We start from the raw sequence: 23,809 nt of genomic DNA on the forward strand, positions 1-23,809 counted from the left end.
ATAACTGGAATCTGATGGATTGTGCGGCACTTCGCCAACAAAGCCTCTGGCAGAGGTCATAAGGCTGGCTTATCGTTGCGGCATGGACCGCTTGCCACCACTCACCGCCATACGGGCTTTCGAGGCCGCAGGCCGCCACGAGAACTTCTCTCGCGCGGCGGAGGAGCTGGGGATGACGCAGGCAGCGGTCTCCTACCAGATTCGTCAGTTGGAGGACCGCGTCGGCAAGCCGTTGTTCGTGCGGGAGAAGGGCCGGGTGCGCCTTTCGGATGTCGGGCGCAGGTTGCTGCCCACGCTGACCGGCGCTTTCGCCTCGATGACCGATGCTTTCGCGGCGGTGTGGGGCGAGGATGAAGATGTGCTTTCGCTCAATGCCTCGGTCTCGGTGGGCGCGACATGGCTCAGCGAGCGGATCGGGCGTTTTCAACTGCGTCACCCCGATATCGCGGTGCGTCTGTCGCTGAGCAATGAGGTCGTCGATCTCGCCACCTCGCCATACGATGCCGCTCTACGGGTCGGTTTCGGCAAGTGGGACGGGCTGCGGGCGGAATTCCTGTTCCGGCAGCACTTCACGCCGATCTGTGCGCCGGCGTTCCTCGAAAAGAACCGGATCGAGAAACCCGAAGACCTGCTGACGGTCGAACGGTTCGCCCCGAACGACCGCTGGTGGGCTGGGTGGTTCGCGGCCGTTGGGGTGGGCACGCCGCCACCGCCGCGTACGGGCATCGTGTTCGACAACCAGCTTCAGGAGGCGACCGCCATGCGCGAGGGTTTCGGCATCGCGCTGATGTCTCCGCTGTTCTGGCGGGCGGATCTGGAAGCGGGGCGCCTCGTCCAGCCTTTTGAGACGCTTTACTACACAGGGCCAGCGCAATGGCTGGTCCATTCGGAAAGCCGCGTGGGCGTGCGCAAGATCGAACGCCTGCGCGAATGGCTGCACGAAGAGATCGCCGCCGACCGTGGTTTCCTGCCTCCCGAAGTATGGGAGCCGCTTTGATGCTGCTGCTCGCCGTCCTGATCGCGTTCCTGGTCGCGCCGGCGGTGGTGGCGGGCCTGTTTGCACGCAGGCGGCGGCATTGGCGGCGTTGGAAGATCGTGCTGCTTGCCGCAGGGCCGCTGCCGGGGCTTCTGGCGCTGCCTTTCCTGCTTGTGCTGGCGGTAAGCCTGATGGCGGCACCCTCGCAATGCCGGGCGGGCAATTGTCAGCGCGATCGCGATGCCGGCCTCTGGGGCCTGGCCTTCGCAATGGGCGGTTTCGTCGGCGGGGTGTTGACAGCCAGCAGCGCAGTCTATCTGGGACGCCGTAACGTGCCCGATCCCGAAGCAGACATATTCACATGACTTTCAACGCCACCGTTCTCACCCTCTATCCGGAAATGTTTCCCGGCACGCTTGGCATCAGCCTGGCGGGCAGGGCGCTGGCGGAGGGGAAGTGGGTCATGAACCCCGTCCACATCCGCGATTTCGCGGCCGACAAGCACCGCACCGTGGACGATACACCCGCCGGCGGCGGCGCGGGTATGGTGCTGAAGGTGGACGTACTGGCCGCCGCCATCGACCATGCGCGGTCGATCAATCCCGATGCGCCGATCATTGCGATGACTCCGCGCGGAAAGCCGATCTCCCAGGCGCGCGTGCGCGAACTGGCGGATGGGCCGGGCGTCATCGTCCTGTGCGGCCGGTTCGAAGGCTTTGACGAGCGTATCTTCGAAGGGCGTGGCGTGGAGGAGATGTCGGTCGGTGATGCGGTGCTTTCGGGCGGCGAACCCGCGGCAATCCTGCTGTTAGATGCTTGCATTCGGCTGCTTCCCGGCGTAATGGGCGCGGCTTCCAGCGGGGCCGAGGAATCGTTCGAGGACGGTCTTCTCGAATACCCGCAGTTTACCCGGCCCACCGAGTGGGAAGGGCGCACGATCCCTGAAGTGCTGCGATCGGGGGATCATGCGAAGATCGCCGCCTGGCGGAAACAACGGGCGGAGGAAGATACACGGTCACGCAGGCCGGACCTTTGGGAACGTCGCAGTGACGTTCGGGGCCAGTCTGCCTCTGGTGCGCGGCGCAAAAACGAGGACTTAGGTTCATGAACCTGATTCAGCAGATCGAGGCCGAGGAAATTGCCAAGGCCGCCAAGGATATCCCGACCTTCCGTCCGGGCGACACCGTCCGCGTCGGCGTGAAGGTTGTCGAAGGCACCCGTACCCGCGTCCAGGCTTACGAGGGCGTGTGCATCGCGCGCTCGAACCGTGGCATGGGTTCCAACTTCACCGTCCGCAAGATGAGCTTCGGTGAAGGCGTGGAGCGCGTATTCCCGCTCTACTCGCCCAACATCGATTCGATCACCGTCGTCCGTCGCGGCGTCGTGCGTCGTGCGAAGCTGTACTACCTGCGTGGTCGTACCGGCAAGCGCGCCCGCATCGCCGAGCGCCGGGTCAACGACACCAAGGCATAAGCCCTGGTTCTGCGTCCCGTCCGAAGGGCGGGGCAGCTGGAAAGGCGGTTCGATCATTCGAACCGCCTTTTTTGTGCCTGTCGGAAATTCGACTGTCTCCCATCGGAAATTCCACCTCCCTGATTTCATGAGGCGAATCAGAGAAAGAGGGGCGGAGACGGCCGTGAAAAGCCGCACAGGTCCGTCGGTTCGGTGTGCCTGCTCCCTTCCATCGGGGTGTCCGGTCATCGCAATTGTCGAAAACGTCATCTGAGTGGCGGAAAAACACGATAAACTGCGCGTTTCGGCTTTGTTTAGGCTTTGACAGCGCCAGCAAAAACCGCTCAATTCCGTGCCGCTTAGAGGCGAATCCAGAATTTATCCCATCACATCCTGTTTCCACTGAAAGGTTAGGGGGTACCCATAATGAATAAGAACGATCTCATCGGCGCGGTCGCAGACTCGAGCGGCCTGACCCGCAGCGACGCAACCAAGGCAGTGGAAAGCGTTTTCGACGCCATCACCGGCGCGCTGAAGAAGGGCGATGAAGTTCGCCTGGTCGGCTTCGGCACTTTCTCGGTCGCCAAGCGCAAGGCTTCGACCGGTCGCAACCCGCGCACCGGCGAACCCATGGAAATCAAGGCTTCGGCTCAGCCGAAGTTCAAGGCCGGCAAGGGCCTTAAGGACGCTGTCAACTAAGCAGCGTTCCGGCAGCCTGTCGCGCCTTGCAGGCTGAAATCATTACGCCGCGCCAACCATCCGGTTGGCGCGGCGTTTTTCATTTGGATTGTGTGGCGGGGTAGGAGGGGCGCCGGTTTGGAGCCCCTCGGCCGCGGCTTCAGGGCTTCAGCTTGACCAGCGCGGTGGGTGCCGCCGGGGTGCGCGCATTCACCTTCCAGCTTAGCACGCGGCCATTGGGGCCGTTCTGCGGGCCCTCGTCGGTATTGTTGGCAAGGATCGCGCCGTCGGTCGTGATCGTGAAGGTACCGTCGGCCTCGGCCGTGTTGCCGGCTTCGGCCGCTTCGCTGCCGGCATCGCTGTTCATGCCGGCCAGCATGGCGCCCATCATGTTGCCGGACCCCTGTGAGGGCCCGAACGCAGGTGCATCCACGCGCACGCTGCCGTCCTGACGCAGCGAGAGCTGCACGAAGGCATTGGCCATCGGGAAGCCCTCGATCGTCGGGAAGGCGAAATCGTGGTCCAGCTTGCCCTGGATGGCGAAATCGACGTCGAAGCGGCCGTCTCCCTTGTAGACCGCCTTGTTCCAGCCCACCTGACGGCGCAGCTTGGTTGCCACTTCCTCGCCCGCGCGCGGATCGCTGGGATCGATGCCGCCGAGCAGCGCCTTGGCGGCCTGGGCGTCGGTCTTTTCCTTCTGCGCGCGCGATTCTTCCCAGCTTTTCTTCTGGGCGGCGAGTTCGTCCTGCGTGCAAGGATGCTCGTCATAGTTGTCGTCGTGGCAGGCTTCGGGCTCGAAGGCCGCCTGCTTGGACTTCTGCAGCGGCAGCATCACGATCTCGCCGGCATAGGCGAAGCGGAAGCTGCGATCGTTCCTGAGGTCCAGCTGTGACGTGAACTTGCCCGGCACGAAGATGCAGGCTGCTGCCAGCATTGCCAGTCCGGTTACCACGAGGCCTGCAAGCAGGCGGCGGCGCGGATTGCGCCTTTCGGTCGAAGTCATGTCGTGTCCCCTGTTGCCGGCAATACTGTTGCAGCGGCCCGTTTCCGCGAATCAGGAAGCGGGTCTGGTCGCCACGGCGTAGAGCGAGATGGCGGCCGCGTTGGAGACGTTCAGGCTCTCCATCGCTTCGTTGATCGGCAGCTTGGCGATCGCATCGCAGTGCTGGGCGATGTTGTGACGCATGCCATCCCCCTCGGCACCGAGTACCAGTGCGACGGGACCGGCGGGCAGGGCGTTGCCCAGCGTAGTCTCGGTGTTGCCGTCCAGGCCGATTCGCCAGTAGCCCGCCTCGGCAATCTCTTCGAGCGCGCGCGCAAGGTTCACCACGCGCACCCACGGAAGAATTTCGAGCGCGCCCGACGCGCTCTTGGCCAGCGTGCCCGATTCAGGCGGGGCGTGGCGGTCCTGCGTGACGATGGCGCAGGCATTGAAGGCGACGGCCGAGCGCATGATGGCGCCGACGTTGTGCGGGTCGGTCACCTGGTCCAGCACGACCACCGGGCGCGAGGGATCGCCATCCAGCACATCGTCGATGAAGATGTCGTCCAGCGGTTCGCATTCGAGCACCAAGCCCTGATGCGGCGCGTCGCGCGCGACGAGTTGGGCCAGATCCGCAGGCTGCGCCCATTCCACCGGGAAGTCCGAAGGCAGTTCGCCGTCGAGAGATTCGACTCCTTCGCGAGTTGCCCACAGCTTTCTATGTTGGCGGTCGGGGTTTTTCAGGGCTGCTTCCACGGCGTGGCGGCCCCAAAGGCGCACCATTCCCGTGCTTGCACGACCGCTGCCGCGCCCGTTCTTCATCCGGCCAGCGCGCCCGCGCAGCGCCTTTCCGGGCTTTCCGCCGTCCCGGTCGCTACGATTGCTCATGAAAAATATCCTTTTCGAAAAATCTGTGCCGCTCCTGCCAGTACCCCCATTGACAGGCAAGGCCAGGTTCTACATAGGCGCCCTCCTCGGCAGCGAGGCACTGGCAACGGCGCTTCGAAACACTGCGGGTTCCTCTCCTCAGGGATAGGTTTTCCGCCGCCAGCAACTGGTGTGGACAGGTGGCCGAGTGGTTAAAGGCAGCAGACTGTAAATCTGCCCGTGCAAGCGTACGCTGGTTCGAATCCAGCCCTGTCCACCACCAGCCTCCTCGATGAGAGCTTTCCCTTCGGGGACCCCATAAATCAATCGGCAATCCGGCAGGAACTGCGTGAGGCTGCATCTGCACTCACAATGTGCCTTGTCCCAAGGACTTGTACGCAGGCCGGGAACGGATTGCGGGCTCCCGGCATTGCGGGAGTGGTGCTCTGTCATTAGAGGAAGGCGATGCCCGGAGACATTCTTGATAATCAGGGACGCGGTGAAGCGTCCTGGAACTGGCCCTCGATTCATCCCGAGGGTCGTAAGTTCGGCGCCATCGCCGGCGTAGTCGCGCTCGTCGCGTGGTTGCTGGTCGGCCCGTGGGTCGGTTGGCCGCTCGCGGTCCTGACGCTCTGCGTGCTGGCCTTCTTCCGCGATCCCGTGCGCGTCACGCCGCAGGACGATCGATTCGTGGTCGCGCCGGCAGACGGTCTCGTCACGCTGATCGGCAAAGTGCCGCCGCCGCGCGAACTGACGGTGGAAGACGGCAGCGGATCGCAGCCGATGTCGACCGAGCCGGTGACGCGCATCTCGATCTTCATGAGCGTGTTCGATGTGCACATCAATCGTGCGCCGATCGGCGGCACCGTACGCCGGGTGATCTATATCCCCGGCCGTTTCATGAATGCCGACCTCGACAAGGCGAGCGAAGAGAACGAGCGCCAGCATATCCTGATCGAACGCGGTGACGGCCAGCGCATCTGCTTCACGCAGATCGCCGGGCTTGTCGCGCGCCGCATCGTTCCTTTCGTGAAGCCGGGCGACATCATCGCCGCCGGCCAGCGCATCGGCCTGATCCGCTTTGGCAGCCGCGTCGACGTCTATCTGCCCGCCGGCACCGAGCCGAAGGTCCTGATGGGCCAGCGCATCGTTGCCGGTGAAACCGTGCTTGCCGAAATCGGCGCGGCCCCGGTGATCGAGGGTATTTCCCAGTGACCGACGAGTCCGGCGACTTCACGGCGGCCCGGCTGGATCGCCGCAGCCGCCTTGGTGCCGGGCTCTCGGTACGGGCCTTCGTGCCCAACGCTATTACGGCCGCCGCGCTGTGCTCGGGCCTGACCGGCATTCGCTTCGCCATTGGCAATGATTATGAGCGGGCGGTCTACGCCGTCATTCTGGCTGGTGTGCTGGACGGCATCGACGGCCGTGCGGCGCGGATGCTGAAGGCGCAGACGCGTTTCGGCGCCGAGCTGGACAGCTTGGCGGATTCGATTTCGTTCGGTGTCGCGCCGGCGCTGATCGTCTATCTCTGGTCGCTGCATCAGCTGCCAAGCCTGGGCTGGATTGCCGCGCTGGCTTTCGCGATCTGCTGCGTGCTGCGCCTTGCCCGCTTCAATTCGCGGATGGACATGCTTGACCAACCGCACAAGCAGGCCGGCTTTTTGACCGGAGTTCCCGCACCGCTTGGTGCGGGGCTCGGTTTCCTGCCGCTCTATCTGTGGATCGCCAGTCGCGAACCCATCTTCGCCAATCCCGTCCTGGTCGGCGTGTGGATGGTGCTGATGGCTTTCCTGATGATATCCAACCTGCCGACGCTCAGTTGGTCTCGCATGCGTCCGCCAGCAAGCTTGCGCCTTTTCGTCATTGCCCTGGTCGGCATGACCGTCGCCGCGCTCTGGCTTGAGCCTTGGTGGACGTTGGCGTTGATCACCATCGTCTATCTCGCCCTGATTCCGATCGGCCTCTCGACTTACCTGAAGTTCAGGCGGCGAGTTCCCCGCACGGCCAGTCCAGTCCAGGACGCTGTTCCGCCGACAGACGGCGACGCGTAACGCGATCGCGACGGAGCGCGCCAAGCGCGGGCACCGTCACGCGTTCCACCATGGCCCAATGGATCGTCAGCGTTTCCGGGCAGGCGGCAAGCCGGGCCGGGAGCGCAAGCGCGTCGTGCCCATAGCGGCGCAGCGTCGCCATGATCGCGAGTGCCGAGGCCAGCGCGGTAACGGCGAAGAGGCAGGCAGCAAATGCAGTCATGATCAATCCTTTCGAGCCATCGGCGCCGATGGGGCCGGAGTCTCGGCTTGTGGAAAACCGACTCTTGTTCTATCAATGTTCCGTCTGGCCATTTGTTCTTCTTTTGTTCGAATTCTGTCAAGACGAAAATGCCGAACCGGTTAAGCGGCTGTAAGCACATCGCTTTTTAGGGGATTTCCGCTTCGGACCGGGCGGGGCGGCAAAAATGGTCTCAAACCGTCTCAAAATGGCACGGAATTTGCCGTAGTGCCGCCGCAGGCCCGCACCGGATGGGCCGCCGCAGGCTCGAACCGAATACGCCGGAAGTTCTGTTTCGAAGGTTCGAACAGGGGCGGCCTCCATTCTTCTCCCTCCTCAGGCGCGCGCGGGGACTTCAACCAAGTCGCGCATTGCACAGCTAGGCTGTCCGGCGTTCCGCGCCGTGCTTTCCGGATTTTGCGGTTTACCCTCGGCGCCAGTCATGCGGGCAGCGATGTGGGTGTCTCTGTGGAAAAGCTGTGAAAAGCCTGTGGTTTCGCCGGCATGACGGCCATGCGACGATCCGTTGGTCGCCTGCGTTCGGCGGAATGACGCGATTTGGGCTGGATTTCGCCGTCGAACGGGACTAAGGGCGGCCCCGCTCGAAGCAGGGGATCGAATTCGCGGTCCTCATGCGAATCGGGCAATCCACATGGAAAGCGCACATACCGGTGCTTTGACGGCCCTAGTCCACGGACTTCCGTCAGGTTCCTGCTTTCCAGAGGTTCGAACCGGAAGGAATTATATTATGGCGGCACCTGTCGTCACCATGTCGCAGCTCATCGAAGCCGGCGCTCACTTCGGTCACCAGACGCACCGCTGGAACCCGCGCATGAAGCCGTACATCTTCGGCGCACGCAACGGCATCCACATCATCGACCTGTCGCAGACCGTGCCGCTTTTCGCGCGCGCTCTCGAATTCGTGCAGGCCACTGTCCAGGCCGGTGGCAAGGTGCTGTTCGTCGGCACCAAGCGCCAGGCTCAGGAGCCGATCGCCCAGGCCGCCCGCGCTTGCGGTCAGCACTACGTCAATCACCGCTGGCTGGGCGGCATGCTCACCAACTGGAAGACCATCTCGGGTTCGATCAAGCGCTTCAAGGCTCTTGAAGAGCAGCTTTCGGGTGACACCGCCGGTCTCACCAAGAAGGAAGTCCTTCAGCTGACCCGCGAGCGTGACAAGCTTGAGCTGTCGCTCGGCGGTATCCGCGACATGGGCGGTATCCCGGACGTGATGTTCGTGATCGACGCCAACAAGGAAGCGCTGGCGATCAAGGAAGCCAACGTCCTCGGCATCCCCGTCATCGCCGTGCTCGACACCAACGTCGACCCGAACGGTATCGCGTTCCCGATCCCGGGCAACGACGACGCCAGCCGCGCCGTGCGCCTGTACTGCGACGCGATCGCCCAGGCTGCCACCAAGGGTGGCCGTGACGCGCTCGTCCAGAGCGGTGCCGACATCGGCGCCATGGACGTGCCGGTCGAGGAAGCAGTCGAGGCCTGATAGGTCCGGCGACGACTTTTTCGTCATGGAATTGTCGCGCGCCGGGTCCAATGGGCCTGGCGCGCGTTCATTTTTGGGCCGCAGTGCGACCCTGGTAATTTAAAGGCCGTGATGCACGGTCCCACCAAACAAGAGGATTTGAGCGATGGCTTACACCGCCGCTGACGTGAAGAACCTGCGCGAGCGCACTGGCGCCGGCATGATGGACTGCAAGAAGGCCCTGGACGAAACCGGTGGCGATCTCGAAGCCGCCGTCGACGCGCTGCGCGCTCGCGGTCTGGCCGCTGCCGCCAAGAAGTCCAGCCGCACGGCTGCCGAAGGTCTGGTCGGCGTTGCCGTCACCGGCACCAAGGGCGTTGCCGTCGAAGTGAACTCGGAAACGGACTTCGTTGCGAAGAACGACCAGTTCCAGGACTTCGTCCGCAAGACCACCGAAGTCGCGCTCGGCGTTGCCGGTGACGACGTGGAAGCACTCAAGGCCGCTGCCTACCCGACCGGCGGGACCGTTGGCGACGCGCTGACCAACAACGTTGCGACCATCGGCGAGAACCAGCAGGTTCGCCGCCTGAAGACCGTCGAAGTCGCTCAGGGCCTCGTCGTTCCCTACATGCACAACGCTGCTGCGCCGAACCTCGGCAAGATCGGCGTTCTCGTCGCTCTCGAATCGGAAGCTTCGGCTGAAGCTCTCGAAGCGCTCGGCAAGCAGATCGCGATGCACATCGCCGCTGCCTTCCCGCTGGCCCTCAACGCTGAAGACCTCGACGCCGACCTGATCGCTCGCGAGCGCAAGATCGCCGAAGAAAAGGCCGCCGAATCGGGCAAGCCCGAAGCCGTGCAGGCCAAGATGGTCGATGGCGCGATCGCCAAGTACGCCAAGGAAAACGCGCTGCTTTCGCAGGTCTTCGTCATGGACAACAAGACCCCGATCCAGCAGGTCGTCGACCAGGCCGGCAAGGAAGCCGGTGCCAAGATCGTGCTGAAGGACTACGTCCGCTTCCAGCTCGGCGAAGGCATCGAGAAGGAAGTCACCGACTTCGCAGCCGAAGTGGCTGCTGCCGTCGCAGGCTGATTCTTCGGGGCTGATCCTTCACGGGTTACCGAAAAGAAAAAGGGCCGGGGAGCGTTGGCTTCCCGGCCCTTTTTTCGTGTCCTTTGCCCCGGGTGCGCGATGCATCTGTTGGACAGACCACGCTTTTCCGGCAAATCCTGTCGGCCATGGAGCGATCAAGTCCCATTCCGGCCCCTCTCGCGGACGCGCGACAAGCAGGCATTCTGTTTCTGCATGGGCACAGCCGCACGGGCCTGTCGATGCGCGCGCTTGTTCGGCAGTTCGATCGCGCGGGATACCGCACGTGCGCCCCGACTTATGCCAGCCTGACGACATCGGTGCCGGATATCGCCGAACGGCTGAGATCGCGCCTCATCCGCTTTCGTGCGGAATTCGACGGCCCCCTTCATATCGTGACCCATTCGCTGGGCGGCCTGGTCGCTCGTGCCCTGATGAAGGCGGCGAGGCCGGACGGGTTGGGGCGGGTGGTAATGCTCGCGCCGCCCCACGGGGGAAGCGAATGGGCCGATCTGCTGTCTCGGCTGCGGATGAACCGGATGGTGCTGGGCCCGGCGGGTCGTCATCTCGTGACCCGCCGCAGCGCGGCCGATGAGGCAGTCCTTTCCGGTGTGGACTTCGAATTGGGCATCATTGCCGGCAATCGCTCGCTCGATCCGGTCCTGACGCGTCGGATCGTGTCCTTGCCGAATGACGGCAAGGTTTCGGTCGCTTCGACCAGGCTGGCCGGGATGGCCGATCACATCACCTTGCCCGTCTCGCATACCTTGATGGTCAACAACCGTGAGGTCGGCGATCAGGTTGCGGCGTTCATCAGGTCCGGTCGGTTCGAGCGCTGATCCGCCTAAGGTGCGGGCGGCGTGGGGCCGCCCGCATGGCGTTTCTCAATAGGCGGCCGTGAACCGGGCGCGGCTGTGTTTGTGGGCTTCCAGTTCGTCGACCATGGCGATGGCGTAGTCGGCGAAGCTGATCTTGCTCTCACCCGCATCGTCGGTGACGAGTTGGTCGGTGCCGGGGCGATAGCTGCCGGTGCGCGGGCCTTCGAAGATCAGTGCGGCGGGGGAGAAGAAGGTCCAGTCCACATCGTCGGTCTGCTTGAGTGCGTCGAGGAAGGTGATGCCGCCCATTGCCGCGCCCTTCCACGCCTCGGGAAAGTCCGGGTCGTCGATCACGCGCACGCCCGGCGCGACTTCAAGGCTGGCGGCGCCTCCGGTGATGAGAAGGCGCGGTACGCCGGCCTTGCGCACCGCGGCAAGCAGGGTTTCGGCGGGAACGTCGAAGTGCAGGGCGCTGATCACCGCGTCGTTGCCGGCGATCAGGGCGGCGAGGGATTCGGCGTTGGAAGCGTCGCCGGCCACGGCGGTCACGCCGTCGATTGCGGGGATCTTGTCCGGATTGCGCGCGATGGCGAGCACCTGATGTCCGCGTGCGGCGGCCTCCTTGGCGATTTCCGATCCGGCGCGGCCGCTGGCGCCAAGGACTGCAATCTTCATATCGATTCTCCACTAGGTATCCAATGGTGACCAGGTGTGCTATCGAGCGTGCCCATGCAAGAAGGCACCTTTATCGCACCGGGTTACCCGGAGGAAACCGCCGATGGTCCCGCAAGTCCTCAGGATCAGCGGGCGCCGGACGTCTACGCCGCCAATTGCCCGACGCGGCAATTGCTCGATCGTGTGGCCGACAAGTGGAGCGTGCTGATTCTGACGACTCTCGGCAATGGCGAAATGCGCTTCAATGCGCTGAAGCGGCGGATCGACGGGATTTCGCAGAAGATGCTCAGCCAGACCTTGCGCTCGCTGGAGCGGGATGGGCTGGTGCTGCGCCATGTCGTTCCTACCGTTCCGGTGACGGTCAGCTATGCGATCAGCCCGCTGGGCCGAGAACTGCTAGATGCTTTGCAGGCGATGATCGACTGGGCGGAACGGCGCATGGTCGTGGTGGCGCAGGCGCAGCAAATTTACGACGCGCGTGAGCGGGAACTGGCCGACATCTGGAATTGATCGATTTTCCGGCGGGCGTTCGAAAGAGCCTTTGCTGCGCCGATCCACGCTCATCCACAAGCCAACCCCTTGGCAATTTCGGCGCGCGCTCCTAAAGCCGGGGCCATCCAGCCCCCGAGGAGAAGTGCGGCCATGAGTTCATCCCCCTACAAGCGCGTCCTCCTCAAACTGTCGGGCGAAGTCTTGATGGGGAACCAGCAATTCGGGATCGACTCCGATTTCGTTGCCGAACTGGCCAAGGAAGTGAAGGCCGCGAAGGAAACCGGCCTTGAGGTCTGCCTCGTCATCGGCGGCGGCAACATCTTCCGCGGCATGGCCGGCGCCGCGCGCGGCATGGACCGTGCGCAGGCCGACTACATGGGCATGCTGGCCACCGTCATGAACGCGCTGGCGATGCAGAATGCGCTCGAGCAGCTTGGCGTCCACACCCGCGTGCAGTCCGCCGTGCAGATGGACCAGGTGTGCGAACCGGTGATCCGTCGCCGTGCGGAGCGTCACCTGGAAAAGGGCCGCGTGGTGATCTTCGCCGCCGGCGTCGGTGCGCCTTACTTCACCACCGATTCGGGTGCCGCGCTGCGTGCCGCCGAAATGCAGTGCGACGCGCTGCTGAAGGGCACCAGCGTAGACGGCGTCTACGACAGCGACCCGAAGAAGAATCCCGACGCCAAGCGTTACGATACTGTCGATTACGACACTGTTCTTGCAGACAATCTGCAGGTTATGGATGCATCCGCCGTTGCGCTGTGCCGCGACAACAATATTCCGATCGTCGTGTTCTCGATCCGCGAGAAGGGCAACCTTGCCACCGTTCTCGCCGGGGGCGGAACCAAGACGATCGTGCAGAAAGGAGCCTGAACCATGGCGAAGTACGACAAGGCGGATCTCGAACGCCGCATGAAGGGCGCGATCGATGCGCTGAAGCACGATCTTTCGGGCCTGCGCACCGGCCGCGCCAACACCGCGCTGCTGGAGCCGATCATGGTCACCGTCTACGGCGCGAACACGCCGATCACGCAGGTCGCCACGATTTCCGCTCCCGAACCGCGCATGCTTTCGGTGCAGGTGTGGGACAAGTCGAACATCGGCCCCGTCGAAAAGGCGATCCGTTCGGCAGGCCTGGGTCTGAACCCGATCAATGACGGCAACACGCTGCGTCTGCCGATCCCGGATCTGACCGAGGAACGCCGCAAGGAACTGGCGAAGCTCGCCAGCTCCTACGCCGAAAAGGCCCGTGTCGCCGTGCGCAACGTGCGCCGCGACGGGATCGAGAACCTGAAGGCGGACGAGAAGAAGAAGGAAATCTCGGAAGACGAGCGCAAGCGCTCCGAGACCGAAGTCCAGAAGCTGACCGATGACATCATCAAGCAGCTTGACGAGGAATTCGGCCGCAAGGAGAAGGAAATCCTCGGCAAGTGAGGCTGTTCGGCCGCGCTTGGGGGAATGTCTGATGGCGAAGAGTGAACCAGCAGTCGTGCGCCACGTTGCCATCATTATGGATGGCAACGGCCGCTGGGCGAAGAAGCGTCACCTGCCACGCGCGCTGGGCCACCAGCGCGGCGTGGAGGCGGTGCGCCGCGTCGTGCGTGGTGCCCGCGAACTGGGGCTGGAAGCGCTGACGCTCTACGCCTTCTCCACCGAGAACTGGCGCCGGCCGGAGGAAGAAGTCTCCGACCTGATGAGCCTGATGAAGCGCTTCATCCTCTCCGACCTCGACGAGTTCGCGGCGGCGGGAGTGCGGCTGAAGATCATCGGCGACTACAAGGCGTTCAAGCCCGACGTCGTCGAACTGGTCGAAGGCGCGGTGGCCCGCACGGCGGGCAATACCGGAACCACGCTGGCCGTGGCGCTGAACTACGGTTCGCAGGACGAGATCGCCCGCGCCGCCACCAAGGCGGCGGAAAAGGGCCCGATCACGCCCGAGACCATTGCTGCGGAACTGGACACGGCGGACCTGCCGCCGCTGGATCTGCTGATCCGCACATCGGGTGAGGTGCGCCTCTCGAACTTCCTGCTCTGGCAGGCGGCTTATGCCGAGATGCTGTTCACCGACGTGCTCTGGCCCGACTTCAACGTCGACCACTTGCGCGAAGCGCTGGAAGAATTCGCACAGCGGGAGCGTCGCTATGGTGGACGCTGAACCCGCTCGAAAGAAGTCCGATCTTGGCGTCAGGACCGTTTCGGCCGTGGTCATGCTGGCGGTTGCCGGCACGGCGCTCTGGCTGGGCGGGGCGGTGTGGACGGCCTTCGTCTGCGCGATTGCACTGGGCGTGCTGTGGGAATGGGTCCGGCTGTCGCGCGCGGCGATGAACGATCCGATGCATCGCGGCCTGATGAACTTTACCGGTATGTTCTACATTGGCGTCGGCGCGGCGATGCTGCTGTTCCTGCGCAACCCGGCGTTCAGTCTGGGGCCGGTGCTGACCGTGGTGATGACCGTGATCGGCGTGGACGTAGGTGCCTATTTCACCGGCCGTACTCTGGGCGGGCCGAAGATCGCGCCGGCCATCAGTCCTTCGAAGACCTGGTCCGGCCTGTTGGGCGGCATTCTGGGTGCGACGCTGGTCTTGTTCGGCGCGGCGCGGCTTTGGCAGGAGGGGATGATCTCGATCCTGGTGCAGGGCAATGCGGCCGATGGCCCGTCGTGCTTCGGTTCGCAGCCATGCTGGTATCTGACCGCCGACCCGCTGCCGCTGTTTGCGTCCTGCCTGCTGATCGGGCTGTTCGTGGCGATCTGCGCGCAGGCTGGCGACTTTTTCGAGAGCTGGCTGAAGCGCCGTGCCGGCGTGAAGGATTCGGGCAATTTCATTCCCGGCCACGGCGGCTTTTTCGATCGGGCGGACGGGCTGCTGGCGGTGCTGTTCCTGCTCGCGCTCATGATTTTGCTGCACCCGAGGTAAGCGCGATGACGATCCAGCGGACCATCTGCATCCTTGGCGCCACCGGTTCGATCGGTGCGTCCACGCTGGACCTTGTGCGCCGCAATCCGGCGGAGTGGCGTGTCAGCGTGCTGACGGCGCATTCGAACGTTGACGAGCTGGCGAAGCTGGCCCGCGAATTCGCCATCGACCTTGCCGTCGTGGCGGACGAGGCACGCTTGCCGGCCTTGCGCGATGCGCTGGGCGGAACGGGCATCGCCACCGCCGGCGGACCGCAGGCATTGGTGGAGGCTGCTGCGCGTGGTGCCGACATGACCGTGGCCGCGATCGTCGGCTGCGCGGGCCTTGCGCCCACCATGGCGGCGATCGAGCAGGGCAGGGTGATCGCGCTTGCCAACAAGGAAGCGCTGGTCTCGGCCGGCGAAGTGATGATGGCCGCCGTCGTCCGCCATGGCGCAACGTTGCTGCCGATCGATTCGGAACACAACGCGATCTTCCAGTGCCTGCAGGGCAACGATATCGCACAAGTCCGCTCGATCACGCTGACTGCCAGCGGTGGGCCGTTCCGCGAATGGAGCTGGGAACAGCTTCAGGCGGCGACCCCGGCGCAGGCGGTCAAGCACCCCAATTGGGACATGGGCGCGAAGATCAGCGTCAATTCGGCAACCATGTTCAACAAGGGCCTCGAACTGATCGAGGCGTACCATCTTTTCCCCGTCGGGCTCGACCGGCTGCGGATTATCGTCCATCCGCAGTCCGTCGTGCATTCGATGGTCGAATATCGCGACGGATCGACTCTGGCGCAGTTGGGTCCGTCCGACATGCGCGTGCCGATCGCCTCCGCACTGGCCTGGCCGGCGCGCATGGACACGCCTTGCACGCCGCTGGATCTTGCGGCGGTGGGCGAACTAACTTTCCGCCAGCCCGATGAAAATCGTTTCCCGGCAACGCGCCTTGCCCGTTCGGCGGCGGAAGCAGGGGGTGCGATCCCGGCAGTGCTGAACGCGGCCAACGAAGTGGCCGTGGCGGCGTTCCTGGCCGGTCAGATCCCGTTCACGCGGATCGCGGCACAAGTGGAAGAAGTGCTGGGCGCCTACGCGCCGCCCGCGCCTGCCAGTCTCGACGACGTGCTGGCGGTTGACGCGGAGGCCCGCGCAAGGGCAAGCATGGTAACGGGACCCGCCTGAGCCGGTAATCGGCAGCCAGTTGGCGCGGGTCCGATGGAGTTTGCCTGACTTGACCGGATCGCCCAATCTGCTGACGACGATCTTCGCCTTTCTGCTCGCGCTTGGTCCGCTGGTGCTGGTGCACGAGCTTGGGCACTACCTTGTCGGTCGTCTGTTCGGCGTGAAGGCCAATGCCTTCTCGATCGGCTTCGGCAAGGAAATCGCCGGATGGACCGACAAGCGCGGCACCCGTTGGAAGCTGTCCGCGCTGCCGCTGGGCGGCTACGTGCAATTCGCCGGGGACATGAACCCTGCCTCCGCGCCCAGTGCGGCGGAGGATGGCCTTACTCCCGAAGAGCGTGCGCAGACGTTCCACGTCAAGCCACTGTGGCAGCGTGCGCTGATCGTTTTCGCGGGGCCGCTGACCAACTTCCTTGTCTGCGTGCTCATCCTCGCGGTTTTTGCCTGGGCGAATGGCAAGCTGGTTGCCGATCCGCAGGTGGCCGGCTTTGCGGAGCATTCCGCGGCACAGGCGGCGGGCGTGCAAGTGGGCGACCGGATCACCGCCATCAATGGCGTGCGGATCGAAAGCGCCATGGACGTGGCGCAGCACACCGATTTCTTCCCCGGCAAGACGGTGAAGGTGACTGTCCTGCGCGAAGGTCAGCAAACGACGTTGCCCGTCACCCTCGCTTCCGAGGAAGTGAGTGACGAATTCGGCAACAAGGCCACGCTGGGCGATCTCGGCGTCGATTTCATCGCGCCCATCGTCAGCGGGTTCCAGGGGGATTCGCCGGCGCGCGCGGCCGGGGCGGAAGTCGGTGATCGCATCGTCGCGGTTGGCGATACCGGCGTAACCAGTTTCCGTCAGGTGCAGGAGATCGTCGCGGCCCATCCGGGGCAGGCGACCACCGTTACCGTGATGCGCGGGGATGTGGCGCATGTCCTTCCGCTCACCATCGGAAGTCAGGTCGTGCCTGACAAGCAGGGGCGCAGCACGAAGATCGGGCGGATCGGTGTCCAGTCGGGCATGGGCCGGGTGGAAAAGGTTGGCCCGGTAGAGGCGCTTGGTCTCGGCGTCGATCGCACGTTCATGATCGTGGACAATATGGTCACGGGAATCCGCCAGATCGTCACTGGCGACCGGTCGGTTCGCGAGTTGGGCGGGCCGATCAAGATGGCCAAGTATTCGGGCGAGCAATTCAGCCTTGGCTGGGGTGCTTTCGTGTTCTTTGCGGCCATGATCTCGATTAACTTGGCATTCATCAACCTCCTGCCAATCCCAGGCTTGGACGGCGGGCACCTGGCTTTCTACGCGGCCGAAATGGTCCGTCGCAAGCCGTTGGACGTACGCAGTCAGGAATGGGCGATCCGCACCGGGGTGGCATTCGTGCTTGCCTTGATGCTGTTCGTTACGGTCAACGATCTGGCTTCGCTCCCGATTTTCGGGGGATAGCCTGGAGAAATCTTCCAAGATCACATTTCTGCCGGGATTGACTGCTTGATTGGACGTCGTCCATCGGGCAGACGGGCGCGATTGCCTGCCGGGGAGGCAGGTGCCTGGCGGATCACTCTGTAGAGCCTCGCGTAAGCGCATACGGGAACTTGCTTGAATGATGGGATGGGAAATGGGTCGCAGCATTGACGCTCGCCGCGCGCCGCAGATTGCTGCCATGCTGCTGGGAACTACGATCCTGGCTGGCGTGCCCACGGTAGCCTTCGCGCAGAAAGCCGCCGCTGCGCCCAAGGCGGCGACAGCTCCGGCCACGCCGACGGCCGCTCCGGCCGCTCCCGTGGAAGTCGCGGAGACGATCCAGACGATCCAGGTGGTCGGCGCGGAACGTCTTGAGCCGCAGACGGTGCTTTCGTACATCCAGCTGCGTGTCGGCCAGCCTTATACCAAGGCAAACGCCGACGCCGCGCTGAAGGATCTCTATGCGACGGAGCTTTTCGCCGACGCGCAGATTTCGAACGAGAACGGCGCGGTGACCATTACGGTCAAGGAAAACCCGGTCGTCAACCGCATCATCCTTGAAGGCAACAAGCGCATCAAGGACGACAAGATCCTGCCGGAGATCAAGGTCGCCCCGCGCCAGATCTTCACGCGCTCCAAGATCCGCGCCGACGTTGCCCGCATCATCGAGCTGTACAAGCGCCAGGGCCGCTACGCCGCGACGGTCGAGCCGAAGATGGTCATGCTCGACCAGAACCGCGTCGATATCGTTTTCGAGATTACCGAGGGCGACAAGTCCAAGGTCCGCCAGATCAACATCCTGGGCAATGAGCAGTTCTCCGACGGCGAACTGCGCGCGCAGATGGTGACCAAGCAGGCGCGCTTTAGCCGCATCTTCAGCTCGAACACCACCTACGATCCCGATCGCATGGCGTTCGACCAGCAGAAGATGCGCCAGTTCTACCTGACGCAGGGCTACGCCGACTTCCGCGTGGTTTCGGCGGTGGCCGAGCTGACGCCGGACAAGAAGGACTTCATCATCACGTACGTGGTGGAGGAAGGGAAGCGCTACAAGTTCGGCGACGTGAAGGTCGAGAGCCAACTGCGCGACTTCGACGGCGACAAGCTGGCGAGGAACCTGACGATCCACAAGGGCGACTGGTACAACGCCAAGGCGGTGGAAGACACCATCGACGGGTTGAACGACACCGCCGGCGCCTTTGGCTACGCCTTCGCGGATGTGCGGCCGCAGTACGATCGCGACAAGGACAACCTCACCATGGGGTTGACCTTCGTGATCCAGGAAGCGCCGCGCGTCTATGTCGAGCGTATCGACATCAACGGCAACACGCTGACCCAGGACAAGGTGGTCCGCCGTGAGTTCCGTATCGCCGAGGGCGATGCGTTCAACTCGCTGCAGGTCAAGCGCTCCACCAACCGCATCAAATCGCTCGGTTACTTCCAGGAGAAGTTCGAGGTCGAGCAGAAGCCGGGCAGCGCGGACGACCGCATCATCCTGGAAGCCAACGTAGAGGAAAAGCCCACCGGGCAGCTGCAGCTTTCGGCCGGTTTCTCCAGCCTTGAGCGCTTCATTTTCCAGGCTTCGATCCAGCAGCGCAACTTCCGCGGCCGTGGTCAGACGGTTGGTCTTTCCGGCAGCTACTCGTCCTACTCGAAGTCGGTCGAGGCGAACTTCGTCGAGCCGTACCTGTTCGACAAGAACGTGTCGCTGGGCGTCGATATCTATCGCCGCGACTACAACAGCTTCAACTATATCAACTCGGATCGTAACACGAACTATTCGCAGTCCACGACCGGCTTCCAGGTTCGTGCTGGCGTTCCGTTGACCGAATACCTTACGGCGATCGCTCGCTACACGCTCAATTACGATGACGTGTCGGTCGACAAGAGCCAGTATTATTCGGTCAATTCGCAGGGCGAGTACACTTGCGATCCTATCCGTGCGAGCCGCTACCTTTGCGAGGCGATCGGAAAGCGTCTGAGCTCGATCGTCGGCGGATCGCTGATCTACGACACGCTCGATAACCGCGTGCGCCCGTCGCGCGGCGTTACCGCGGGCATCAACCTCGATGTCGCCGGCCTTGGCGGCGACGTGAAGTATGCGCGCATCCGTGCCAACGCCGCCAAGTACTGGCCGCTGGGCAAGGGGTTCATCTTCTCCCTTTCGGGTGAAGGCGGTGCCATCAGCGGCTGGGGCGGCGACGATATTCGTCTGACCGATCGCTTCTACCTGGGCGAGCCGCAGATCCGTGGCTTCGGCATCCGCGGCGTCGGCCCGCGCGTCATTCGTCGCTATTACTCCGTGGCAACCGACGGCACGACCGACCAGACGGGCAAGAACGACGACGCGGTGGGCGGCAAGTACTATTACATGTCCCGCGCCGAACTGGAGATCCCGCTGGGGTCGGGCGCGCGCGAAATGGGCTTGCGTCCGTCGATCTTCGTCGATGCTGGCGCCGTATGGGGGGGCAAGACGCCTGACCTCATCACGGATTGCAAGCCGACCACGGGCTGCTTCGTCGGCAGTCGCGATTCCAACGGCAACCAACTTTATACGGATGCCAACGGCGCCACCACGACCAACGCCGTCGACCCGACGACCGGTGCGGCGAATACCGCAGTGGGCTCGACCAGCTACTTCACCGAAACCTATTACGGCAATTCCTGGCACCCGCGTGTCGCCGTTGGTTTCGGCGTGAACTGGAACTCGCCCTTCGGGCCGTTCCGCATCGATATTTCCAAGGTTCTCCTCAAGGAACCTGGCGACGATACCAAGACCTTCACTTTCAACGTGGGAACGCAATTCTGATGACCAAGATTCTCAAGTCCGCCGCACTGGCCTCGGGCCTGGCTCTTGCCGCTCTTGCCACGCCGGCTTTCGCGCAGGCCGTTCCGGCATCGAAGGTCGCCGTCGTCGACCTCGACCGTATCGCCAAGGAATGCAACGCCTGCCGCACCGCCAACCAGGCGCTGCAGGGCCAGGTCCAGGCTTTCGAAGCCCGTCGCAACCAGCTGTCGACCCAGCTTCAGCCCGAAGCCCAGTCGCTTGAAACCGCTGTGAAGGCACTGGCAGGCAAGCAGCCCGACGCCGCGCTGCAGGGCCGCATCCAGGCCTACCAGCAGAAGGAACAGCAGGCCGGTCAGGAACTGCAGGGCCAGCAGGTGCAGATCCAGCGCAACCAGGCCTATGTCGGCCAGCAGATCCAGCAGCAGCTGCAGGGCCTGTACAAGCCGGCGATGACCAAGCGCGGCGCCAACGTGCTCGTCGAAGTCGGCCAGACGCTGGCTTATGACCCGGCCCTCGACATCACCACCGACGTGCTGACCGCGCTGAACGGTGCGCTGACCACGATCAACACCACTGCTCCGGCCGCCCAGCAGGCGCCGCAGCAGCCGGCTCCTTCGGGCCGCTAAGAGCAGGACGGGCAGGCGATGAGCGAGTCGACTGAATTCGTGTACGACACCGCGAAGATCCTGGCGGCGCTGCCGCATCGCTACCCGATGCTGCTGGTCGACCGTGTGGTCTCGTTCGATGAGAACGAGATCCACGCGGTCAAGGCCGTGAGCTTCAACGAGGACTTCTTCCAGGGGCACTTCCCCGGCCGTCCGATCATGCCTGGCGTGCTTCAGATCGAAGCGCTGGCGCAGGCGGCAGGGATCCTGGCCATCGAATCGCTCGGGCTCGCCGGCAGCGGCAAGCTCGTCTATTTCATGGCGATCGAGGAAGCGAAGTTCCGCAATCCGGTAACGCCGGGCAACTTGCTCGACCTGCGCGCCGGCTTCGTTCAGAAGCGTTCGCGCGTGTGCAAGTTCTGGGGCAAGGCCTCCATCGGCGACAAGGTGACTTGCGAAGTCAACTTCACCGCGATGATCGCCGACGCCTGACGGTATAGCCTCCAGTTGGAGGCTTGCCTGACCCTTGCATTTATGGGGCCCCTTGCTTTTTCGGGGTCTCCCGTGTAAGGGCGCCGCTTTCCCAAGCAGGCCGGTCGGAACCGGCCATATGCGAAGAGAGATACGACATGAAGGCCGATACGCATCCCGACTACCACATGATCACCGTCCAGATGACCGACGGCACCACTTTCCAGACCCGCTCGACCTGGGGCTCGGAAGGCGACACGCTGGTTCTGGACATCGATCCGACCTCGCACCCGGCCTGGACCGGCGGCAAGGCCCAGCTTCAGGACGGCGGCCGCGTGGCCCAGTTCAACAAGCGTTTCGGCGGCCTCTCGCTCAAGAAGAACTGAGCGCGAAGCAAGCTTCACGAACACGAAGAAGGCGGCCTTTGCGGGCCGCCTTTTTTGTTTGTCCGGATGGGATGCTGCACCGCAAGGCGGCGGGGTATTAGCCAGTGATATCCATCAATTCGTGCCATTCGCGGGCACCGTGCGGAACGGCGTGCAGGAATTCCATGCCGGCCATATCGCCGCGAATCCAGCGCACCACGGCTTTGAGTGCCTGTCCATCGCCAACCGCGACACTGACAAATGCGCCTTGCCGCAGCCAGGTTGCTCCCCCGGAAACGCAGCAGCCATGGAGCGAAACGTCGGTCAGTACCGCGTCTGCGCGGTCACCGCGTGAGGATTCTATCCACGCGGTGTAACGGGTGGCGTGCCGTTGCTCGCGGCGACGTTCATCCGATGCGACCTCTCGGCGCATCTGTACGCTCGAATAGAGTCTGGCGAGCGGAGCATTCATGCAAATTGTCCTTGGCGACCGGTCTTATCGTCCTGGACTCTGCCAGAGGATCGTTAACTTGGGATCACCGACGCGCCTCGTGCGTTGAGCGGGCGGAACCTACGCTAGAAACTTCGCAAGTTGCGAATGCTTCGCAAACAATTGCCTTTCCCGTGCCGTGGGTTAGTCTGCGGGCCTTCGGCACTGGGGCGCGGGCCGTGGTTTGGCGTCTGGCCGGGAGAAGGGCCTGCAACGGGCCGCAACGGAGAATCGCCATGCACCGATCATCGACTCGTCTTTCCCTCGTTCTCGGCATTGCCGCTTTCGCCGCAGGCCCCGCGATGGCCGCCGCCGCGCCTGCTACGGCCCCCATTCAGGCCCAGGTGATCGGCCTTGACGGGCAGGCGTTGGGCACGGTGACGGTCCAGCAGACGCCGACCGGGGTTCTGGTGACCACCGATCTGAAGGGGCTGCCCGAAGGCGATCATGGTTTTCACTTCCATGAGAAGGGCCTTTGCGAATCGGGTGCGAAGTTCACGACCGCCGGCGGCCATTTCACCGCGGGTGATCCCGTGCACGGCCTGATGTCGATGGGTGGCCCGCACGGCGGTGACATGCCCAACCAGCATGTCGGCCCTGATGGCGTGCTGAAGACCCAGGTTCTGAATACCGGCGTGACTATCACGCCCGGTCCGAAGTCCATCGTCGACGCTGATGGCACGGCGCTGGTGATCCACGCCGATCCGGACGACTACACCAGCCAGCCGGCCGGCAATGCGGGCGGCCGAATCGCCTGCGCGGTGCTCCGCGCGCCCAAGTGATGTGTGGGGGGAGGGTGTTTCCCTCCCCTCGACCTACCCCCAGGGGCGTTCGCGGTACCACTGCGTGATCACGTATTTTCGCCCCTTGCGCACTTTCATCGCGTGGTGGAGCGTGGCGGCGTTCAGGCTGCCGTCCGCGCGGCGATTGTTCCAGGCGACCAGCTTGCCGCGCTCTGGCTGGATCAGCTTGTCGATCACCTTGAAGCGGGTGGCGCCGCCGGCCTCCACATCGTTCAGGTAGACCATGAAGGTCCAGGTGCGCTGGCCGGGAATCGCGCAGTATTTTTCGTAATCGCTGTTGTTCGGTTCGAAGTAATCGGTGTGAGCCTTGAACTCCTGGCCGACTTCGTAGCGCTGCCCTTGCAGCGGTTCGGCGTGAGCAGGGGCGATCTCGGACAGCGCAGCCAGCTTGCTTGCCAGAGCGGCCACGGCTGGCACTTGCGGGTCAAGGTCGCAGGTCGAACTTGTCCGAAACACGTCGTCGCCATTGTAGTTCGCGATGGTGGAGGGGCGGTGCTGCGTCTCGATCATGGCGACCAGTTCATCGCATTCGGCCGCAGAAAGGAATTCGCGCTTCACGAAGAGGTCGAGCCGCGAGGACGGGAATCGCTGCATGCCGGGAATGGCCAGCAGGATGTCGGAAGATGATTCGCCGGGAGCCTTCATGGAGGCGGACCCTAGCGGCACCAATAGCGCGGGAAAATTGCAGGACTTGCGCGGTGCTCGGATTTTTTAGCGGCCTTCATGCATTTTTGCTTTGCAAGGAGGCGCAGCTTGTGCAAATGGCGCGCCTCCGCACCGGTTGCCGCACAGCGCTCCGGTCGGTATCTTCGAAGTCCGCCATCGTGCAGACTTCCTTGTGTGGCGATTGTAGCTCAGTTGGTTAGAGCGCCGGTTTGTGGTACCGGAGGTCGTGGGTTCGAACCCCATCAATCGCCCCATTTTCCCATCTGAAATATTCTCCCCGGCGATGGACCGGCCTTTGCGGCGATCTCG

The 23,809-nt window shown here is 63.7% G+C and carries 28 protein-coding genes and 2 tRNA genes; 24 read left to right on the forward strand and 6 right to left on the reverse strand.

What is annotated here, in order from left to right; genetic code table 11:
* Positions 1-82 precede the first annotated feature (82 nt).
* The 5 genes from WBP07_RS03535 (at position 83) to WBP07_RS03555 (ending at position 3,127) form a co-directional block, all read left to right on the forward strand.
* Positions 83-997, forward strand: a complete 915-nt coding sequence (locus tag WBP07_RS03535; protein WP_395394306.1) for a LysR substrate-binding domain-containing protein — start codon at positions 83-85, stop codon at positions 995-997.
* Positions 997-1,341, forward strand: coding sequence for a hypothetical protein (locus tag WBP07_RS03540; RefSeq protein ID WP_395394307.1), 345 nt, complete (start codon positions 997-999; stop codon positions 1,339-1,341). The genes WBP07_RS03535 and WBP07_RS03540 overlap by 1 nt, the downstream gene beginning before the upstream one ends.
* Complete coding sequence (trmD, locus tag WBP07_RS03545; RefSeq protein WP_395394308.1) at positions 1,338-2,084, forward strand: tRNA (guanosine(37)-N1)-methyltransferase TrmD; 747 nt, start codon at positions 1,338-1,340, stop codon at positions 2,082-2,084. Before WBP07_RS03540 ends, trmD begins: the two co-directional genes overlap by 4 nt.
* Complete coding sequence (gene rplS, locus WBP07_RS03550) at positions 2,081-2,449, forward strand: 50S ribosomal protein L19 (RefSeq protein ID WP_395394309.1); 369 nt, start codon at positions 2,081-2,083, stop codon at positions 2,447-2,449. Before trmD ends, rplS begins: the two co-directional genes overlap by 4 nt.
* 405 nt (positions 2,450-2,854) lie before the next feature.
* Positions 2,855-3,127 carry an HU family DNA-binding protein gene (locus WBP07_RS03555; RefSeq protein ID WP_142632782.1) on the forward strand — a complete coding sequence of 91 codons (273 nt, stop codon included), beginning with the start codon at positions 2,855-2,857 and terminating at the stop codon, positions 3,125-3,127.
* Between the two features lie 139 nt (positions 3,128-3,266).
* Here WBP07_RS03555 and WBP07_RS03560 read toward each other — a convergent pair whose 3' ends face one another.
* Together WBP07_RS03560 and WBP07_RS03565 are read right to left on the reverse strand one after the other, a co-directional pair.
* Positions 3,267-4,109 carry a hypothetical protein gene (locus tag WBP07_RS03560; protein WP_395394311.1) on the reverse strand — a complete coding sequence of 281 codons (843 nt, stop codon included), beginning with the start codon at positions 4,107-4,109 and terminating at the stop codon, positions 3,267-3,269.
* Between the two features lie 51 nt (positions 4,110-4,160).
* Positions 4,161-4,976 (reverse strand): TrmH family RNA methyltransferase, encoded by an 816-nt coding sequence (locus WBP07_RS03565; RefSeq protein WP_395394312.1) that lies wholly within the window; start codon positions 4,974-4,976, stop codon positions 4,161-4,163.
* A gap of 173 nt (positions 4,977-5,149) precedes the next feature.
* Here WBP07_RS03565 and WBP07_RS03570 point away from each other — a divergent pair.
* The 3 genes from WBP07_RS03570 (at position 5,150) to WBP07_RS03580 (ending at position 7,006) form a co-directional block, all read left to right on the forward strand.
* Positions 5,150-5,235, forward strand: a tRNA-Tyr gene (locus tag WBP07_RS03570).
* A gap of 185 nt (positions 5,236-5,420) precedes the next feature.
* Positions 5,421-6,170 (forward strand): phosphatidylserine decarboxylase, encoded by a 750-nt coding sequence (locus tag WBP07_RS03575; protein ID WP_395394313.1) that lies wholly within the window; start codon positions 5,421-5,423, stop codon positions 6,168-6,170.
* Positions 6,167-7,006 (forward strand): CDP-alcohol phosphatidyltransferase family protein, encoded by an 840-nt coding sequence (locus WBP07_RS03580; protein WP_395394314.1) that lies wholly within the window; start codon positions 6,167-6,169, stop codon positions 7,004-7,006. The genes WBP07_RS03575 and WBP07_RS03580 overlap by 4 nt, the downstream gene beginning before the upstream one ends.
* On the opposite strand, the gene WBP07_RS03585 is transcribed toward WBP07_RS03580, so the two are convergent.
* Entirely contained in the window at positions 6,936-7,208 is a 273-nt protein-coding gene (locus WBP07_RS03585; RefSeq protein WP_395394315.1) for a hypothetical protein, read from the reverse strand. The genes WBP07_RS03580 and WBP07_RS03585 overlap by 71 nt on opposite strands.
* 766 nt (positions 7,209-7,974) lie before the next feature.
* On the opposite strand from WBP07_RS03585, the gene rpsB reads away from it, so the two are divergent.
* The 3 genes from rpsB (at position 7,975) to WBP07_RS03600 (ending at position 10,632) form a co-directional block, all read left to right on the forward strand.
* Positions 7,975-8,727: a 30S ribosomal protein S2 gene (gene rpsB, locus WBP07_RS03590; protein WP_395394316.1), complete on the forward strand. Its 753-nt coding sequence runs from the start codon at positions 7,975-7,977 to the stop codon at positions 8,725-8,727.
* A gap of 145 nt (positions 8,728-8,872) precedes the next feature.
* Positions 8,873-9,796, forward strand: coding sequence for a translation elongation factor Ts (gene tsf / locus WBP07_RS03595; RefSeq protein ID WP_395394317.1), 924 nt, complete (start codon positions 8,873-8,875; stop codon positions 9,794-9,796).
* A 146-nt stretch (positions 9,797-9,942) separates the two neighbouring features.
* Positions 9,943-10,632 (forward strand): esterase/lipase family protein, encoded by a 690-nt coding sequence (locus tag WBP07_RS03600; RefSeq protein ID WP_395395714.1) that lies wholly within the window; start codon positions 9,943-9,945, stop codon positions 10,630-10,632.
* A gap of 45 nt (positions 10,633-10,677) precedes the next feature.
* On the opposite strand, the gene WBP07_RS03605 is transcribed toward WBP07_RS03600, so the two are convergent.
* Complete coding sequence (locus WBP07_RS03605; protein ID WP_395394318.1) at positions 10,678-11,286, reverse strand: NAD(P)-dependent oxidoreductase; 609 nt, start codon at positions 11,284-11,286, stop codon at positions 10,678-10,680.
* A gap of 48 nt (positions 11,287-11,334) precedes the next feature.
* Between WBP07_RS03605 and WBP07_RS03610 the strand changes: the two genes are divergently transcribed.
* From WBP07_RS03610 to rpmE, 11 genes are all read left to right on the forward strand, one after another.
* Complete coding sequence (locus WBP07_RS03610) at positions 11,335-11,796, forward strand: winged helix-turn-helix transcriptional regulator (RefSeq protein WP_395394319.1); 462 nt, start codon at positions 11,335-11,337, stop codon at positions 11,794-11,796.
* A gap of 132 nt (positions 11,797-11,928) precedes the next feature.
* The gene (gene pyrH, locus WBP07_RS03615) at positions 11,929-12,651 is read left to right on the forward strand and encodes a UMP kinase (RefSeq protein WP_395394320.1); all 723 of its coding nucleotides are present in this window, start codon (positions 11,929-11,931) and stop codon (positions 12,649-12,651) included.
* A gap of 3 nt (positions 12,652-12,654) precedes the next feature.
* On the forward strand, positions 12,655-13,212 hold the full coding sequence (gene frr / locus WBP07_RS03620; protein WP_132384938.1) for a ribosome recycling factor: 558 nt from the start codon (positions 12,655-12,657) through the stop codon (positions 13,210-13,212).
* 31 nt (positions 13,213-13,243) lie between these two features.
* Positions 13,244-13,933, forward strand: coding sequence for a polyprenyl diphosphate synthase (gene uppS / locus WBP07_RS03625; RefSeq protein WP_395394321.1), 690 nt, complete (start codon positions 13,244-13,246; stop codon positions 13,931-13,933).
* Complete coding sequence (locus tag WBP07_RS03630) at positions 13,920-14,693, forward strand: phosphatidate cytidylyltransferase (protein ID WP_395394323.1); 774 nt, start codon at positions 13,920-13,922, stop codon at positions 14,691-14,693. The genes uppS and WBP07_RS03630 overlap by 14 nt, the downstream gene beginning before the upstream one ends.
* A gap of 5 nt (positions 14,694-14,698) precedes the next feature.
* On the forward strand, positions 14,699-15,859 hold the full coding sequence (locus WBP07_RS03635) for a 1-deoxy-D-xylulose-5-phosphate reductoisomerase (RefSeq protein WP_395394324.1): 1,161 nt from the start codon (positions 14,699-14,701) through the stop codon (positions 15,857-15,859).
* Between the two features lie 49 nt (positions 15,860-15,908).
* On the forward strand, positions 15,909-17,294 hold the full coding sequence (rseP, locus tag WBP07_RS03640) for an RIP metalloprotease RseP (RefSeq protein WP_395394325.1): 1,386 nt from the start codon (positions 15,909-15,911) through the stop codon (positions 17,292-17,294).
* Positions 17,295-17,466: 172 nt separating this feature from the next.
* Positions 17,467-20,121: an outer membrane protein assembly factor BamA gene (bamA, locus tag WBP07_RS03645; RefSeq protein WP_395394326.1), complete on the forward strand. Its 2,655-nt coding sequence runs from the start codon at positions 17,467-17,469 to the stop codon at positions 20,119-20,121.
* Complete coding sequence (locus WBP07_RS03650) at positions 20,121-20,726, forward strand: OmpH family outer membrane protein (RefSeq protein WP_395394327.1); 606 nt, start codon at positions 20,121-20,123, stop codon at positions 20,724-20,726. The genes bamA and WBP07_RS03650 overlap by 1 nt, the downstream gene beginning before the upstream one ends.
* An 18-nt stretch (positions 20,727-20,744) precedes the next feature.
* A complete protein-coding gene (gene fabZ / locus WBP07_RS03655; protein WP_395394329.1) occupies positions 20,745-21,197 on the forward strand; it encodes a 3-hydroxyacyl-ACP dehydratase FabZ in 453 nt (150 codons plus the stop codon).
* Positions 21,198-21,334: 137 nt separating this feature from the next.
* On the forward strand, positions 21,335-21,562 hold the full coding sequence (gene rpmE / locus WBP07_RS03660; RefSeq protein ID WP_353983239.1) for a 50S ribosomal protein L31: 228 nt from the start codon (positions 21,335-21,337) through the stop codon (positions 21,560-21,562).
* A gap of 97 nt (positions 21,563-21,659) precedes the next feature.
* On the opposite strand, the gene WBP07_RS03665 is transcribed toward rpmE, so the two are convergent.
* Positions 21,660-22,013, reverse strand: coding sequence for a PilZ domain-containing protein (locus WBP07_RS03665; RefSeq protein WP_395394330.1), 354 nt, complete (start codon positions 22,011-22,013; stop codon positions 21,660-21,662).
* 254 nt (positions 22,014-22,267) lie between these two features.
* Between WBP07_RS03665 and WBP07_RS03670 the strand changes: the two genes are divergently transcribed.
* Entirely contained in the window at positions 22,268-22,813 is a 546-nt protein-coding gene (locus WBP07_RS03670) for a superoxide dismutase family protein (RefSeq protein WP_395394332.1), read from the forward strand.
* Between the two features lie 33 nt (positions 22,814-22,846).
* Here WBP07_RS03670 and WBP07_RS03675 read toward each other — a convergent pair whose 3' ends face one another.
* The gene (locus WBP07_RS03675; protein ID WP_395394333.1) at positions 22,847-23,479 is read right to left on the reverse strand and encodes a prolyl hydroxylase family protein; all 633 of its coding nucleotides are present in this window, start codon (positions 23,477-23,479) and stop codon (positions 22,847-22,849) included.
* A gap of 198 nt (positions 23,480-23,677) precedes the next feature.
* Between WBP07_RS03675 and WBP07_RS03680 the strand changes: the two genes are divergently transcribed.
* Positions 23,678-23,754 (forward strand) — tRNA-His (locus tag WBP07_RS03680).
* The last annotated feature ends 55 nt before the right edge of the window (positions 23,755-23,809 follow it).

It is taken from the genome of Novosphingobium oxfordense, assembly GCF_044029435.1.
Lineage (GTDB): Bacteria > Pseudomonadota > Alphaproteobacteria > Sphingomonadales > Sphingomonadaceae > Novosphingobium.